The following is a 15,482-nucleotide window of genomic DNA, read 5'->3' as shown; positions in this document are numbered from 1 at the left end:
TCGCGAGTTTAACCAACCGACTCTGCCCTCGCCAGCAGCAGCGACAGGACGTAGGCGCAGAGGATGCCCAGGGTGACGGTGAGACCGATCGCCTGCAGCGCCGGGATCGCGGACAGCGCAAGAAAGCCGAACATGGCGAAGCTCGAGCCCGCGCCGACACTCACCGAGAGCAGGGTGCGCAGCCGATCCGCCTCGTCGGCGGCCGGGCGATTCAGAAAGAGGCTGTAGTCGACGGCAAGCCCCGCGACCAGGAGCAGCGAGACCAGATGGAAGAGGTTGACCGAGCCCTGGATCAGGATCAACAGCGTGAATGTCCAGACGAGTGCGACGACGATCGGGAGTAGCACCAGGCCGATCCGCGCGAGGCTGCGCAGTGCGAGGGCCAAGGCGAGCGCGATGACGAGGGCAGCGACCAGGAACTTGTCCAGGGTCTCGGCGAAGAATCCGGCCAGCAGATCGGCGGTGCCTTCTCGCAGGTCCAGATACTGGATCCCGAGGCGCTCGGCCGACGCCTCCAGTGGACCGACGGCCTCGTCGGCGACGCCGGACAGGGGTACCAGGCCGAGCCAGGCGTCGCCGAGCGGCTGGAGCAGCATCGAGACGCGTGTCCCGATGAGTCCGTCGGCAAGATCGGCTGCCGTCAGGGGCTCGAGATCACGCGAGGCATCCACGTCGTCGACGAAGGGCGCGAGCCGCTCCAGGCGAAAGGGCAGCTCGGCGTTGGCGGCCGCCAAGCGTGCAGTCAGCTCCGAACGCTCCGGGAGTGCGGCGCGGTGCGCGGCTTGGGTCTGCGGGCTCGGCAGCCAGCGCGCGACATTGTCGAACCCGCCGATCAGTCCTTGCGCTTGGAGACCTTCCAGGTCGGGCAACACCGCCTCCAGGCGCTCCAGCACGGTCGCTTCCTCATCCGCCACGACATAGAGCAGACGCGAGACGTCGGGGGCGCCGAGCTGGGCGCGGATCAAACTGTCCTTCTCGATCTCGGCCTGAGGCACCGTGCTCAGCCGGCGGATGTCGGTTTCCCACGGGTTGCCGCCGATCGACAGGACCAGCCCGAGTCCGGCGAGACCGAGCAGCAACAGCCCCGTTCCGGCACGCGGCGACCATTGTGGCCGGCGTGCCTGAAACGCGGCCAGCCAGCGGCGCTCCGGCAGCCGATAGCCGACGGGCATGAGTGCCGGAAGCAGATAACGGGAGGTCAGGGCCGCCGTGATCAGACCCGCCGCAGCCAGGACGCCGAGCTGCGACAGGCCCTCGAAGCTGGTCCAGGCCAAGGCCGCGTAGCCGAGTACCGTCGTCGCCATGCCCAGCAGCAGCGTGCGCCAGACCGGCTTGGTCTGGCGGGCATCGGCTCCGGCGGCATGGGCGTAGACGTGCACTGGATAGTCGAGCGCGACCCCGAGTAGGGTGGCACCCAGGGCCAGGGTGATGCCGTGCACCGAGCCGAACAACCAGGACACCAGCGCGGTCCCGACCATGACCCCGCTCAGCAGCGGCAGCATGCCGAGCAGCACCAGCGCCGCGGAGCGGAAGGCGAGGGCCAGGATCCCCGCGGTGGCGATGCCGGCCGCGATGCTCAGCACCTGCGTCTCGGTCTTGATGCGCTGCTCCGAGCCGACCGCGAAATAGCCCGGGCCGGCGAGCTCCAATGTCAGACCGGTGCTCTCGGGCAGGTCATCGAAGACCTCCCGGATTTGCTCGACCGCACGGCGTTGCGCGGCGAGATCCGATGCCTGCGCGTGCGTGACCACGACCATCAGTGCGTGGCCGCCGTCGGGGCTGAACCAGACCCCATGCCGGCGATCCGGTGTGCGTTGCGGGATCAGCGCGCGCAGCAGTTGGCGATAGCAGGCGGTGGGATCCGCGCCGAAGCGTTCTTTGTCCAGCATGGCCGCGCCCGAGGCCAGCTCCGCGAGGCGTTCTTCGAGTGCGGCACGCAGCCCGGCCTCGGTGAGTGCATCGACGCAGGCACCCGGCGGACCGATCAGATAGCGGTAGCGGAAGAGGTCCGGGTCCGTCTCGCGCATTGCGAGATCGAGCTCGCCGTTGGCGATCTGCGCGCATCCCTCGTCGTTGCGCAGCCGCGAGGCCAACGCACGGCTCGCGTCGGCCAGTGCCTCGGTCGGCCGCTTCCCGCCGATGCGCAGCAGCAGGGTGCGGGCAGCGACACCGCCGCGCACCTGCGACAGCAGCACCTCGTCTTGCAGGGACACGCCGCGCGGCAGGAACTGAGATAGATCGGTGCTCGGGCGCAGATTGAAGCCGTTCCAGAGTGCGAGCAGCCCCAGAACGACAAGCCAGGTCGCCAGCAGTATCAAGCGCCGCGGCGGTTTGGGCAGCGGCATCCCTTACTCGATTCCGGCCGGCTCGCGTGCGAGCAGCCGCATCTGCAGGGTGCGACGGTCCCCGTTCGCCTCCAGCATCTCGATGGTCTCGATCGTCGCGCCGTTGCCGACGATCCGAATGCGCTGGAACAGGGGCGAGAGCGCCATCGCTCGGGGTGCGAGGTCGAGGGTCCACGCCTGCTCGCTCGCGCCGTAGTCGAGCCGATAGTCCGCCTGCAGCGCGGCGAGGTCGCCGGCGAAGGTGGCACGCAGCGTGCCGACCAAGGCCGCCAGTGGTTTGATCTCGGGCACGATCAGCTCATCGGCGACCTGATTGCCTCTGATGAGCTGCATCCGATTGCCCTCCAGCGCGAAGCCGTCGCCGTCGTCGCTGATGCGGCGGATGCGGTCCGGGGCCTGGTAGAGGAGATTGCCGCGGGTACCGACGGCGGTATCGATCAGCCCGGACTCCACACGCTCCTGGTAGGCGACCTCGACCCGCTCGACGCGACCGAGGCGCTGCATCAGCGCCCGCACGTCTGCGGGCTGTTCGGCTGCGGCGGCTGTTGCGATGCAGGCCGAGCACAGACCGAGCAGGAACGACGTGGCGGCCTCTCTAGCGCGCACGTTGCGAGGTCCCGCGCTCGTCATCCGCATCCTCCCAAAAGTCGTAGAAGTTGAACCAATTCTCGGGTGCCTCGCGGCTGTAATGGGCGAGGCAGTCCGCGTAGCGCTGAATCCACTCCTGCAGCGATGCCTTGCGCCGCGCGCGATCGAGTTCGATGCGCTCGGCGAGGATCTCGAAATAGACATCGTAGCGGTTGCCGCCGCGATAGATCCCGAAGGGGAGGATCACGGGCACCCCGGTCACCGCGGCCAGACTCAGCGGGCCGGTCGGAAAGGCGGCGCGACGTCCGAGAAAGTCGCAGATCACCGTCGGCTCGCCCGGCATGTAGCGATCGCCGAGCAGACCGACGATCCGGCCGGCCTGGAGGTTCTCCTGCACGGCCAGGAGCGGCTGCGGGGAGGCGAGCGAGATCACCGAGTCGGCGAATGCCGGGTTCAAGGCATGCAGCAGCTCCGTGATGATACGGTTGTGGGTCGGATACATGAGGATCTTCAGGGGCAACCGCGCCTCCTCGATGGCGAGCGCGCGCAGGATCTCGAAGCTGCCGAGATGCGACCCGAGCAAGAGGAAGCCCTGACCGGCCGCGACGCGGTCGGTGACTCGCTCCGGGTGATGCAGGCGTATGTCCAGCAGCTCTCGGCGCCCGGCGAGCAGGAAGACGCGGTCGAGGATGGTTGCCGCAAAGCTGTGGAGATGTCGGGCGATGTCCGCGAGCCGAGCGGGTCTGCCGAGCACTTGGGTCAGGAAGCGTCGGGACGCGCGCCGTTGCGGCCCGGCCTTGATCAGGAAATAGAGCGTGATCGGATAGAGCAGCAGGCGCGCGGGCGCTCGACCCAGATGGAGCGCGATCCAGAGGATCAGACGCACCGCGAAGCGGCTGCCTCGCTCGCCTTGGCTGGACCAGTCGGTCATGGTGCCTGCGGTGCGAGAAGACCGGAGCAGACCAGCGTCTCCTCGCGAAGACAGGTGAAGCGCACCCCGGCTCCAGTCCCCGTGATCGTCGGCGTAAAGTGGAGCACCAGGGTGTCGCCGGGCGCCACCGGCCGATGGAACTTCACGCTCGGCACCGATGTGACCGGATCGCCCCCGGAGTTCTCCCAGGCGGCAAGCACGAGATCGATCAACAGGGATCCGGGCATGATCGGGCGACCCGGGAAATGACCCTCGAACACCGGATGCTCGAGCGGGATGGAGATCCGCCGAGTCGGCATCCTGCTAGTCTGCATCTTGCTCGCCTTGGATCGGGGTCTCCAAGATCCGCAGCAGGCTCTCCCGCGGCAGTTTGCCGGCCTCGTTCCGGGGCAGGCGATCGACGAAGACGACCCGGCGCGGGTAAAAGACCGGATCGATACGACCCGCCAATCCGGCAATCAGCGCCTGCCGGGTCAGCCCCGGTGCAACCGCGATCACGGCGAGGCGCCCGACCGGATCCCGGTCCCCGTCGGGTGCCACGAAGACGCCGTCACGCACGCCCTCGATCGCCGTCAGCTTCAGGTTCAGATCGGCCAACGAGGCGCGCTTGCCGCCGACCTTGAGCATCTCGGCGGCTCGGCCGAGGAGATGAAAGCCGCCGTCGCCATCGAGCTCCAAGAGGTCGCCGAGCATCGTCGCGGCAGGGAGGAAGTCGGCCGTGACGCGGACCCCATCCGCCTCGCGCAGCGGGCGCACGCTCTCGTACCAGGTCCAAGCCGGATCCCGGCAGGTGCGGCGACTGGCGATCGAGCCGGTCTCGGTGCTGCCGTAGACCTCGAGCACCCGGGTGGACAGCAGCGACTCGACACGTTCGGCCAGCGTCTGCGACAGCGGGGCGGTCGCCGAGATCACCCTGTCCACGGAGGGCCAGGTCAAGCCCGCCTCGACACAGCTCGCAAGATGCACGGGCGTCGCCACCAGGATGCGCGGCGCCGGTGCGCGCGCGAGCGCGTCACGGATGTCGGCCGGAAAGAAGGGGCGGGCTGCGGCCACCGCGGCGCCGGTCGCAAAGGGCACCATGATCGACAGCTCCATGCCGTACATGTGCTGAGGGACGACGGTGGCGACGATGCTGCACTCCGGGCCGAAGCCGAAGCGCCGTGCGGCCGCACGGGCGCAGCCGACGAGATCGCCCCAGCGCTTCGGATGCGGACGCGGGTGGCCGGTGCTGCCGGAGGTGAAGCCGATGAAGACCTCGCGATCGGCTGCGATGAAGTGCATTGCCCGCTCGACGCAGGCGAGCGAATCCGGCTCCTCGACAACACCGAGCGGCAGCTCCAGTCCTTCGACCGACGTGTCGGCGAGGCAGACGGCGCCGGGATACTCCAGGGCGATCTCGTGCGCGGTTGCGGCGAGCCGATTCGGCGGGAACAGGCTCACGGCACCTCGGATCAGTCCGGCCGCGAAGGCGAGCGCGAACAGATACCGATTGTTGCAGAGATTGATCAGATAGGGTGCGGTCGGTAGTGTCCTGGCGAGTGCGTCGGCCTTGTTCAGGAATTCCCGATGCGTCACCACGCCGGCCGAGCCGGTCAGAAACAAGGTCCGATTCGCCTGGAATCCAGGCAAGAGCGGTAGTGATTCCGGTGTTTCGGGCACGCGACGGCTCCGCCTGGATCAGCGAAGGTCCAGGCGCAGGGATCCGCGCAGGGAGTCAATGAAGGGGGTGTGCTCCAGGTCCCGCAGGACCCGGCGGCGGATCGCGAGCGCGGTCGGCACGCGCGCCGAGAGGGTCATGCCTCGCGCCGTCGAGTTTGGATGTAGGTGGCGAGATTCGCGAGCGAGGCGAAGATCTGCTGCACGTTCGGGTCATCCGAGCTGATGGTCACGCCGTACTCCTTGGAGACAGCCAGCGCGAGCTCGAGCGCGTCGATCGAATCAAGCCCGAGCCCGCTGCCGAAGAGCGTATCGTTCGGGTCGATCCGTGTAATGCCCACCTCTTCGAGCCGCAACGCGCGGATCACCATCTCTTCGACCTGCTCGATAGAGGGTTGCGAAGCTGTTGCCGTCTCTTCCGTCATGCCTAAAGCCTGCTCAAAACGCTGTCAGGATCGGTCGTCGTCGAGACGACATGCGGTGTACTCGGTCAGGAGTGCGAGCTTCACCGATCGTGCGACCGAGACGAACCCCGCGTCCTGCAAGGCGTCGATCACCACGCCCGGAGCAACACACTGATCCACTGTGTCCCAATAGTACTGCATCAACCGGCGGGCGTCGCCGCTGCCGCCCAGCCATGAGGCCAGCGTCGGCACCAGGTGCTTCAAATAGAGCTTCGCGAGGAGGTGTCCGACAGGCGAGCGCGGCGGCACCATCTCCAGGACCAGCAGCCGACCGCCCGGGCGCAGCACCCGAGCAAACTCGGCGAAGGCGACGCCCAGATCAGCGACGTGGCGCAGTGCATAACCCATGGTGACGACATCGACGCTGGCATCCGGCAGGGGTAGGCGCTCGGCGGTCCCGGATACGCGGTTTTGCACCCCGCGGGTTCCGGCGACCGCGAGCATCGGCAGGCTCGGGTCGATCGCGACGACGACGCCGGAGGTGCCGACGAGCCTCTGTGCATGCGCGGCCATCACGCCGGTGCCGCAGGCGCAGTCGAGCACCCGCTGGCCTTCCCGAACCCCGGCACGCACCATCGCATCCCTGCGATAGTGCTGGCCCCGATTCAGGCTCATCCAGGCGTTGATCCGGTCGTAGCTCTCGGCGGTCCGATCGAATAAGCCGCGAACGTACCCGACACGGTCTTCCTCCGCGCCATAGTGGGCGGGAAGCACGGGGTGCGGGGACAAGCTCCGTTTGACCGGAGGTGGATTCATGGGCGTGCCTCTCGGCTGTCGGCTCGGTCGCTCGGGTGAGGATCGCCGTCATGGTGCAGCGAGACCCTGTCGTGTCCTTCGATCTCGATCTCCAGATCCCGCCGACAGATGTTGCCGTGCAGGTACATGATCTCGGTGCGCCCGCGCGTCCAGGCGCGCAGCAGGGTGTTGACCTCGCGAACGCGCTCCGGATCGCGCAGGTAGACCTTGAGCAGTGCCGGCGGGCCCCGGTCGGATCGGCGCGGCACGATGCGCGCCTGCTCGACGAGGCTGTGGAGGTTGCGAATCGTCTCCCGGGTTTGGCGCATCGGCTCCCCCGGATGCATGGTGATATGGCCGACGATGCTCGCCGTGCCCGAGATGGCCAGCTCCAGGGTCCCGCACGGACCTCGATAGCAGAGCGCGCGTGCGAAGGACGGCGGCCGCGGTCCATAAGGCAGGGGATAGCGGTAGGCGCTGATCTGGCGGGGGTTGCCGATGGGCACGCCTGCGCCGCGCCCGGCCAGCAGATGGATCGAGAGGCCCGGTGCCTCGCAACCGATGGCCGTGGCTGCGGGAAAGCAGCGTTCCGGGATCGCAGCCTCCGCAAAGGCTCTGGCGCGGCCTCTGCAAAAGGCTTGATAGCGCTCCAGGCCCAGCTCCTCGTCGTTGATGCGCGACATGTAGTTCCAGATGCGCAGCGGGTGCGGGAAGCCGGTATCGCGCAGGACTGCGAGTAGCTGCTTGTAGGCTCGTTCTGTCAGGCGCGACAGGTCGATCCCGGCGGGCTCTTGGACCAGCAGATGCGCAAAGAGAAAGTCGCCTCCGCAGACGTAGCCGATGTCGCCCGACCAACCCGCCGTGCCGGTCTGCGGCAGACGCCAGACCTCGCGGCGTGGCGAGCCGGCGATGGGCGGTGTGCCGATTTGGATACGGCGCGGGTCGGCGGGATCGCGATCATGGTGCAGTCCGAAGCGGATATCGGCGAGCAACCCACCATCTGCACCGCCCGGCTCGCCGCTCGTATACGCGATCATGGCGCGATCGTACGCCCGCACCCGAGATCGAGGGCATGCGCGCGCCGGACCTCGGTGCCCTGGAACGACCGCACGATGCGGATCTCGCGGGCTCGGACGGCTTGCGCACCGACCGGTCCGCCGCTGCATGCAGGGGCTATTCGGTCATCCATTCCCATTGCTTCATTTCGACCAAGTCCTTCGACTGAAACACAAACCAGGTGACGACAAACCCGACGGTCCACCCCGAGGCCTGCTCCACCAGCGGGCTGTCTTCGAAGACGGCCCCTTGGAGGTTGTCGTAGAGGGCGTAAAGGCTGATGAGTTTCTTCCGATCGCGCCGGTAGAGGCTGGTGCGCAGTCGGGTGCCGCCAAAGCCGGCCTCGGCCATGTAGGCCGGTCGCTGCCCCGTCGCATCCGCCGCGTCGACCTGATAGTAATAGCGGTTCAATCCCCCGGATCCCCAGAGCGCCTCGGCGCCGATCGACCACTTCCAGGGTCTGTCGAGCAGGTCGACTTGGCGCCGGTACGAGATGCGCGGGGTGATCGCATAGCCGACGTATCCGACGCCGTGTCCGATCGACAGGGCTGCTCGGACGGGCAGGTCGAGGATTACCGATTGAGTGGGGTGCGGCGCGGTCCATGCCTTGTAGCGCAACATCGGGCCGATCTCCAGGATCGGGTCCAGGTCGTCCATGCCCTCGCGCACATTGTTGTCGCTGCTGACCGGGACATTGCCGAAGACGCTGAAGTCGAGCCGCAGTCGGCTCGATTCGCCGAGCACGCCCTTGATGCCTTCTTCGTCCGCTTGGAGCTGTCGGCCGCGATAGATCGGCATGACAAAGGGATAGGGATAGGTGCCTGCCTCGCCGGAGCCGCGATAATCCGGGATGCGGATCACGCCGCCGCCCACGCCGACCTCCCAGAGCGGCAACTCCTCGGCCGCTGCCGAGGCCGCGAGGGCGGAGAGCAGGATCAGCAGGCGGCCGGCCATCCCTGTTGCTTGCCGGAATGCAAGGTTCAAAACGGCCTTACCCCAGCCGCAGGGTCTGCTTGTAGAAGCGCGGGATAGCGTCCGGGTCCGCGGTCATGAGGATGTTGTCGAGCACCCAGCTCGGCAGTCGGCCTTGGGCGGTCATGCGTTCGAGCTGGGTCTTGAGTCCCTCCCAGTAGAATCCCTCGCCCGAGCCGTCGAAAAAGACGATGGGGCCGGCCTCGATGACGCCGAGCTTCATGTCGGTCAGGGTCAGGCCGATCTCTTCGAGTGTTCCGACTCCGCCCGAGAGGAAGATGTGGAAGCTCGCGATCTCGAACCAGCGCTGGCGTGACTGGCGGCTACGCGCCTGGAAGGTCTGGTAGTAGTCGGCGCTTTGATTGGGCTTCTGGTCCAGCGTCTCGATGTAGCTGGAGCCGACCAGCAGGCCGAGCCGGTGTGCGGCCTCGGTGACCTGGAGCATCGCACCCGGTCCGCCGCCCGTGAGGATGCTGATGTCGCTGCCGAAGAGACCCTTCAGGTTGGCCAGCAGACGCTCGATCTGGAGGGCGGATGCCTCATCCAGCGGCTTGATGGATCCGTAGATGGCGAAGACCAGGCTGGAGCGGAAGCGGTCGACCTGCTCGGGCGTGGTGAAATAACCGCGCAACCCGCGGAAGACGTGTCGCACGACTTGAGCGCGCGCATCGTTGCACCAGAAGACCTCGATCCCGAGACCCTCGTAGTCGGCCAGTCGGCCGTGGTCGCGGGCTGATAGGAAGTGACCATGCTCGAAGGAGGCGCGCCGAAAGACGATGCGACCGATGCGCTGGCGCAGGGCTGCGGCGCAGATCTCGGTGTGCTCGATGAGATTCGGGAAATAGCCGAGCAACAGCGTCGCTCGTGCACCGTCGGCGAGATCTTCCAGGATAGCGGTGCCGAATTCGGTACGGGTGTCGAGCTTCAGGCCCTCGGCGACCAAGCCGGCCGCCAGGTCGGTCCCGCCGCGTGGGTCGCGCGGCTCCTCGGGCCGGGTCCAGATCCGATCCGGTCGACCTCCGGCCAGCAAGGTCTCGGGATGCTGCGTCACCGCCATCATGCGATGCGAGTAGCGATCCTCGAGCGGACCCGCCTCGAGCCGATCGAAGATCTCGGCGAGCTGCGGATAGTCGTTCCCGCTCTCCGCGTCGGCGGACGAGGTGCTCGCACGGCCATGCCAGTAGCGCCGACTCGGCGTGACCGGGATGGCGTCGTGTACCGATGCGGCGACGCTCGGATTGATGATCAACCGCTCGGAGCGGTTGATGAACTCCAGATAGACGTTCGTGCCGCGCGTGGAGACCGGATCCAGGACCGTCGCCTGCAGATGAAAGCCGAGCGCGTCGTCCAGGTTGCGGAGCACCACGTAATGACGGTGCAGAAACATGGAGCAGGCCGTCACCAGTCCGTCGTTCGGGGGCAGCGCGATGTGATCGACCGCTTCGCGGATCTGCAGGCGGTTCAGCAGATCCTTACCGTCGGCATGGGTGGCGATCGCCGTGATCTGCTCGAGCGTCAAGGGCTTGAGAAATCGGAAGAGCTGTCGCTGCGGCCGCAGGATGAGATAGCCGTTGCTGTCGACCGAGAAGCCGGCCGGGACCTGGATCTCGTTGCCCTGGATGAGTCCGTGGATGGCGGCGGAGTCGAGCCGATTGTCCTGCGGGCAGAACACCAGACGTCCGACCCGCAGACCCGGCACCACGATATGCCGAAGATGCTCGGCGATGCCGAATGAGCGGATCGCCGAGACGACCTGGAGCTTGAGCGTGCAGTGGTCCCCGTCGAAGAGCGGCTCTTCGAGCGGACAGATGTTGATCCCGATCCGAGCGAGCCGACTGCGGGCGGCGAAGACCAGATCGGACTCACGACCCTTCACGAGCGCGCGAAACCGCGGCGAGATCGCAAAGCGCGCCTCGACCCGAAAGCCTTCCTCGTCGGTGCCGACGAGGGCCGTGATCCAACCGTCGCCGGTTTCGGGGGTCGCGTACATGTCCTGGTCCTGATGTCGCTGGGGTATCGCCGGGGGTCGGATCGGCGTTCGGTTGCGGGCCCGCCGGGCGGTCCGCGCTTGGATCCGCGCGCCGGGGTTTACCCGGTGTTTCCCGGCCGATGCTAGAATGACAGGCCAAACAACATGCAGCGCGACTCCCGTGGTGTCAACCGGCCCGGCTCATGGTCGCAGTTCCGGATCCCGGGCGCGCTTGGTCGATTTCGAGTGAAGAGAGGTCATCGATGGCGGGTCACAGCAAATGGGCCAACATCAAGCATCGCAAGGCGGCGCAGGACAAGCAGCGCGGCAAGGTCTGGACCAAGCTGATTCGCGAGGTGACGGTCGCGAGCCGCGAAGGCGGCGGTGATCCGGGTGCGAACCCGCGGTTGCGTCTGGCGATGGACAAGGCGTTCGGCGCCAACATGCCGCGCGATACGGTCGAGCGCGCCATCAAGCGCGGCGCCGGCGGGATGGAGGGCGACGACTACGAGGAGATCCGCTACGAGGGCTATGGTCCCGGCGGCGTCGCCATCATGGTCGATTGCATGACCGACAACCGCAACCGCACCGCGGCCGAGGTTCGTCATGCCTTCAGCAAGCACGGCGGCAACCTGGGCACCGACGGCTCGGTCGGCTATCTCTTCACCAAGCAGGGCATCATCAGTTTCCAGCCCGGCACCGACGAGGATGCGGTGATGGAAGCGGCCCTCGAGGCCGGTGCCGAGGATGTCCTTGCCAACGACGACGGCTCGCTCGACGTGGTCACCACGCCCGAGGCGTTCGCCTCGGTGAAGGACGCGCTGACCCAAGCCGGGTTCGATACCGAGGTGGCCGAGGTCTCCTACAACGCCGCGACCCTCGCCGAGCTCGATCGCGACACGGCCGAGAAGCTTCTGCGTCTGGTCGATGTCCTCGACGACCTGGACGATGTCCAAGACGTCTATCACAACGCCGATATCGCCGACGAGATCCTGGCCGAGCTCGATGCCTGAGGAGCGTCAGCAACCGGTCGGCGTATTCGTCGGCCGCACGCCGATCGGATCCCCGGCCAAGCTCCGCCATCGCATCCTGGGCATCGATCCCGGCTCGCGCACGACCGGCTACGGGGTCATCGACACCGATGGTCAGCGCAGCCTTTGGATCGCCAGCGGCACCCTGCGAGTCGGCGAATACCCCTGGCCGGATCGTCTCGGTCGCATCTTCGACGGTGTGGCCGCCATCGTGGCCGAGCATGCGCCGCACGAGATGGCGGTCGAGCAGCTCATCTTCGCCCGTGATCCGACTGCAGCGCTCAAGATCGGTCAGGCGCGCGGCGCGGCACTCTGCGCCGGGCTCAAGTCCGGCGTGACGGTGCATGAATACAGTCCCAAGACGGTCAAGCTCGCCGTCGTCGGCACCGGCGGGGCCGACAAGGCCCAGGTCCAACACATGATTCGGGTCCTGCTCGCGCTGCCCGAGACACCCTGCGAGGACGAGGCCGACGCCCTGGCGATCGCACTCTGTCATGCCCACTCGATGGGCATCCCCGCGCGCGGACGGGCCTCCGCCTCCTGGCGGGATTGGCGCCCGTGATCGGCCGTCTGCACGGCCGCATCCTCGCCAAGCACCCGCCCCAGCTGTTGCTGGACGTGGGCGGTGTCGGCTACGAGGTCGAGGCCCCCATGTCGACCTTCTACGACCTGCCCGCCGTCGGCGAGACCGTCGCCCTGGTGACCCACTTGGTGGTGCGCGAGGATGCCTGGTCGCTCTACGGCTTCGGCCGCGAGCAGGAGCGCGCGCTCTTTCGGCGTCTGCTCAAGGTCACCGGCGTCGGCGCCAAGATGGCCTTGGCGATCCTCTCCTCGATGGACGCGGCACGCTTCGCACAATGTATCGAGCACGAAGACCTTGATGTCCTGATCCGGGTCCCGGGGATCGGCCGGAAGACGGCCCAGCGCTTGGTGATGGAATTGCGCGACAGCCTGGATGTGATTCCGGGCAGCGTCCCCCATCTTCCCGAGACGCGTGCCGGCGGTGGAGATCCGCGCGAGCAAGCGCTCGCCGATGCGGTGAGCGCTCTGGTGGCCCTGGGCTATCGCCCCGTCGACGCGACGCGGATGGCCCGCGCGGCGGACGACGGCAGCGGCGGGGCCGAGGAGATCATCCGCAGCGCCCTGCGAGCCGCGAGCCAGAAATAAATTCGGTACCGAAGCACCAAATCGTTGTCGACAACGACAACGACAAGCCTCGCAAAGGGATTCTCTCGTCGAGCTCTCTGTGATGACGGTGCGGGTTGGGCACGCTGCGCTTTGCCCAACCTACCTTTTCATATTGATTTTGAATCGTTCCTAAACGACAAGGGGAGACCGTTGAGCAACGACCTGACCGCCGAGCTTCAAGATCGGGTCCGCCACGCGGCCGATGCCTCCTTGCCTCTGCGCTTGGAGGGCAACGGCACCAAGTCGTGGCTCGGGCGCGCGGTCGACGGCGATGTCATGTCCCTGTCCGGACATAACGGGATCCTCAACTACCAGCACAAGGAGCTGGTCGTGACCGCGCGCTGCGGCACCCCGCTGCGCGAGATCGAGGCCGCGCTCGCCGAGCAGGGGCAGATGCTCCCGTTCGAGCCGCCGCATTTCGCCGATGCGTCGGAAGGGGGCGGCTCGGCGTTAGGCGCGACCTTGGGCGGAACCATCGCTTGTGGTCTCTCCGGTCCCGCGCGACCCTACGCGGGCTCGGCCCGCGACCTGGTGCTCGGCACACGCGTGCTGACCGGGCGTGCCGAGGTCCTGCGTTTCGGCGGCGAGGTGATGAAGAACGTCGCCGGCTACGACATCTCGCGGCTCATGACCGGGGCCTTCGGGACACTCGGCGTTCTGCTCGACATCAGCGTGAAGGTGCTCCCCATCCCGACGACCGGCCGGACGCTGGTACAGACCTGCTCGCAGGCGGAGGCGATCGCCCGCATGACGGGCTGGGCCGCCAAGCCGCTGCCGATCAGCGCGACCTGTTTCGACGGCGAGCAGCTTTGGGTGCGGTTGTCCGGCAACCACGGCGGTGTCTCGGCCGCCGCCGAGCGGATCGGCGGCGAGGCGATCGACGACGGCGATGCGCTCGCCTTCTGGCGCGATCGGATACGCGAGCAGCGCCATCCCTTCTTTGCCGGCGAGGGCCCGCTGTGGCGCGTGTCGGTGCCGCCGACCGTCGCGCCCCTGGCGTTGCCGGGCGCGCAGCTGATCGAGTGGGGCGGGGCGCAACGCTGGCTGCGCAGCGATGCCGAGGCCGAGGTCATCCGCGCGGCGGTCGGCTCCGTCGGCGGGCATGCCACGCTCTTTCGCGGGGGTGATCGCCGCTCGGAGGTCTTCCACCCGCTCCCCGCCGGACTCATGACACTGCATCGCGAGATGAAACGGGCCTTCGATCCGAACGGCATCCTGAACCCCGGTCGCCTCTACGCGACCCTCTAGGAGCCAGGCATGCAGACCGAGATCCTGCCCGAGTTTCTGAGCACGCCTGCCGGTCGCGAGGCCGACGCCATCCTGCGGACCTGCGTGCACTGCGGCTTCTGCACCGCGACCTGCCCGACCTATCAGCTGCTCGGCGACGAGCTCGACGGACCGCGGGGGCGCATCTACCAGATCAAGTTGGTCATGGAAGGCCAAGCGCCGACCCGCATCACCCAGCAGCATCTCGATCGCTGTCTGACCTGCCGCTCCTGCGAGACGACCTGTCCGTCGGGTGTGCGTTACGCGCGCCTGCTCGATATCGGGCGGCACCTGGTCGAGGAGCGCGTGGAACGTCCTCTGTCCGAGCGGCTGCTGCGCTGGGCGCTCGTGAAAACCGTGCCCTATCCGTCGCGTTTCGGCCCCCTGATGCGGATCGGGCGCTGGGTGAAGCCGCTGCTGCCGCTCAAGCTCAAGGCGAAGCTGCCGACACCGCGCCCGGCCGGTGTCTGGCCGAAGCCCGCGGGGCGTCGTCGCATGTTGGTGCTCGGCGGGTGCGTCCAGTCGGTCGCCACGCCCAAGACCAACGCGGCGGCGGCGCGGGTGCTGGCGCGGCTCGGGTTCGATCTGATCGAGTCGCCCGATGCCGGCTGTTGCGGTGCCGCGGCCTATCACCTGAACGCCGTGACGGACGGGCTCGATGCCATGCGGCGCAATATCAATGCCTGGTGGCCCGAGATCGAGGCGGGCTGCGAGGCGATCCTGGTCACCGCGAGCGGTTGCGGTGCCATGGTGAAGGATTACGGCCATGCGCTGGCCGAGGATGCCGTCTATGCCGAGCGCGCCGCACGCGTGGCGGACTTGGCGCGCGATCCGATCGAGATCATCGCGAGTCTGGATCTCGCGCCGCTCGGCTCGCCGGGTGAAGGTCGCAAGGTCGCCTTCCACGCGTCCTGCACGCTGCAGCACGGCCAGCAGCTCAAGCAGGTCGTGGAGCCGGTCCTGTCGCGGCTCGGGTTTACCTTGACACCGGTGCCCGACGGTCATCTGTGCTGCGGCTCCGCCGGGACCTATTCGATCACGCAACCCGAGCTCTCCGCGCGATTGCTTGCGAGCAAGGTCGAGGCGCTGGAGTCCGGCCGGCCCGAGCTGATCGCGACGGCCAACATCGGCTGCCAGCTTCAGATCGGCGGCGGCACCGAGATCCCGGTCGTCCATTGGCTCGAGCTGCTCGACGGCTGAGCCGCGCTCGGGGCACCCGGTGTAGGTTTGCGGTCAACCCGTCCTTGTCGCTCGACATGCTCTCGGCGGGGCGCGGCTCAG

General features: G+C 67.5%; 15 protein-coding genes. 5 read left to right on the top strand and 10 right to left on the bottom strand.

The window, feature by feature from the left end; translation table 11 throughout:
- Positions 1-8: 8 nt before the first annotated feature.
- The 10 genes from BLV04_RS14400 to BLV04_RS14355 all read right to left on the bottom strand — a co-directional run bounded on the left by BLV04_RS14400 (position 9) and on the right by BLV04_RS14355 (position 10,737).
- Positions 9-2,345 (bottom strand): MMPL family transporter, encoded by a 2,337-nt coding sequence (locus BLV04_RS14400; protein WP_093033390.1) that lies wholly within the window; start codon positions 2,343-2,345, stop codon positions 9-11.
- 3 nt (positions 2,346-2,348) lie between these two features.
- A complete protein-coding gene (locus BLV04_RS14395) occupies positions 2,349-2,951 on the bottom strand; it encodes a LolA-related protein (RefSeq protein ID WP_139191938.1) in 603 nt (200 codons plus the stop codon).
- Positions 2,941-3,864, bottom strand: a complete 924-nt coding sequence (locus BLV04_RS14390; protein WP_093033384.1) for a lysophospholipid acyltransferase family protein — start codon at positions 3,862-3,864, stop codon at positions 2,941-2,943. The genes BLV04_RS14395 and BLV04_RS14390 overlap by 11 nt, the downstream gene beginning before the upstream one ends.
- The gene (locus tag BLV04_RS14385; protein ID WP_093033381.1) at positions 3,861-4,178 is read right to left on the bottom strand and encodes a 3-hydroxyacyl-ACP dehydratase FabZ family protein; all 318 of its coding nucleotides are present in this window, start codon (positions 4,176-4,178) and stop codon (positions 3,861-3,863) included. The genes BLV04_RS14390 and BLV04_RS14385 overlap by 4 nt, the downstream gene beginning before the upstream one ends.
- On the bottom strand, positions 4,168-5,523 hold the full coding sequence (locus tag BLV04_RS14380; RefSeq protein ID WP_093033378.1) for an AMP-binding protein: 1,356 nt from the start codon (positions 5,521-5,523) through the stop codon (positions 4,168-4,170). The genes BLV04_RS14385 and BLV04_RS14380 overlap by 11 nt, the downstream gene beginning before the upstream one ends.
- A 134-nt stretch (positions 5,524-5,657) precedes the next feature.
- Positions 5,658-5,945, bottom strand: a complete 288-nt coding sequence (locus BLV04_RS14375; protein WP_093033375.1) for a phosphopantetheine-binding protein — start codon at positions 5,943-5,945, stop codon at positions 5,658-5,660.
- A gap of 24 nt (positions 5,946-5,969) precedes the next feature.
- Positions 5,970-6,740, bottom strand: a complete 771-nt coding sequence (locus BLV04_RS14370; protein WP_093033372.1) for a class I SAM-dependent methyltransferase — start codon at positions 6,738-6,740, stop codon at positions 5,970-5,972.
- Complete coding sequence (locus tag BLV04_RS14365) at positions 6,737-7,756, bottom strand: chorismate transformation FkbO/Hyg5 family protein (protein ID WP_093033369.1); 1,020 nt, start codon at positions 7,754-7,756, stop codon at positions 6,737-6,739. The genes BLV04_RS14370 and BLV04_RS14365 overlap by 4 nt, the downstream gene beginning before the upstream one ends.
- A gap of 136 nt (positions 7,757-7,892) precedes the next feature.
- Positions 7,893-8,729, bottom strand: coding sequence for a MipA/OmpV family protein (locus tag BLV04_RS14360; protein ID WP_093033366.1), 837 nt, complete (start codon positions 8,727-8,729; stop codon positions 7,893-7,895).
- Between the two features lie 37 nt (positions 8,730-8,766).
- Positions 8,767-10,737 carry an LOG family protein gene (locus tag BLV04_RS14355; RefSeq protein ID WP_093033363.1) on the bottom strand — a complete coding sequence of 657 codons (1,971 nt, stop codon included), beginning with the start codon at positions 10,735-10,737 and terminating at the stop codon, positions 8,767-8,769.
- A 242-nt stretch (positions 10,738-10,979) separates the two neighbouring features.
- Between BLV04_RS14355 and BLV04_RS14350 the strand changes: the two genes are divergently transcribed.
- From BLV04_RS14350 to glcF, 5 genes are all read left to right on the top strand, one after another.
- Positions 10,980-11,729 carry a YebC/PmpR family DNA-binding transcriptional regulator gene (locus BLV04_RS14350; RefSeq protein WP_093033360.1) on the top strand — a complete coding sequence of 250 codons (750 nt, stop codon included), beginning with the start codon at positions 10,980-10,982 and terminating at the stop codon, positions 11,727-11,729.
- On the top strand, positions 11,722-12,309 hold the full coding sequence (gene ruvC / locus BLV04_RS14345) for a crossover junction endodeoxyribonuclease RuvC (protein WP_245731892.1): 588 nt from the start codon (positions 11,722-11,724) through the stop codon (positions 12,307-12,309). Before BLV04_RS14350 ends, ruvC begins: the two co-directional genes overlap by 8 nt.
- Positions 12,306-12,914: a Holliday junction branch migration protein RuvA gene (ruvA, locus tag BLV04_RS14340; RefSeq protein ID WP_093033358.1), complete on the top strand. Its 609-nt coding sequence runs from the start codon at positions 12,306-12,308 to the stop codon at positions 12,912-12,914. The genes ruvC and ruvA overlap by 4 nt, the downstream gene beginning before the upstream one ends.
- 171 nt (positions 12,915-13,085) lie before the next feature.
- Complete coding sequence (gene glcE / locus BLV04_RS14335) at positions 13,086-14,183, top strand: glycolate oxidase subunit GlcE (protein WP_093033352.1); 1,098 nt, start codon at positions 13,086-13,088, stop codon at positions 14,181-14,183.
- Positions 14,184-14,192: 9 nt separating this feature from the next.
- Positions 14,193-15,401: a glycolate oxidase subunit GlcF gene (gene glcF, locus BLV04_RS14330; protein WP_093033347.1), complete on the top strand. Its 1,209-nt coding sequence runs from the start codon at positions 14,193-14,195 to the stop codon at positions 15,399-15,401.
- Positions 15,402-15,482 lie beyond the last annotated feature (81 nt).

Source organism: Thiocapsa roseopersicina (genome assembly GCF_900106925.1).
Lineage (GTDB): Bacteria > Pseudomonadota > Gammaproteobacteria > Chromatiales > Chromatiaceae > Thiocapsa > Thiocapsa roseopersicina.
Note: the sequence above shows the minus strand (reverse complement) of the source record. Positions and strands in the feature narration are given on the sequence as shown.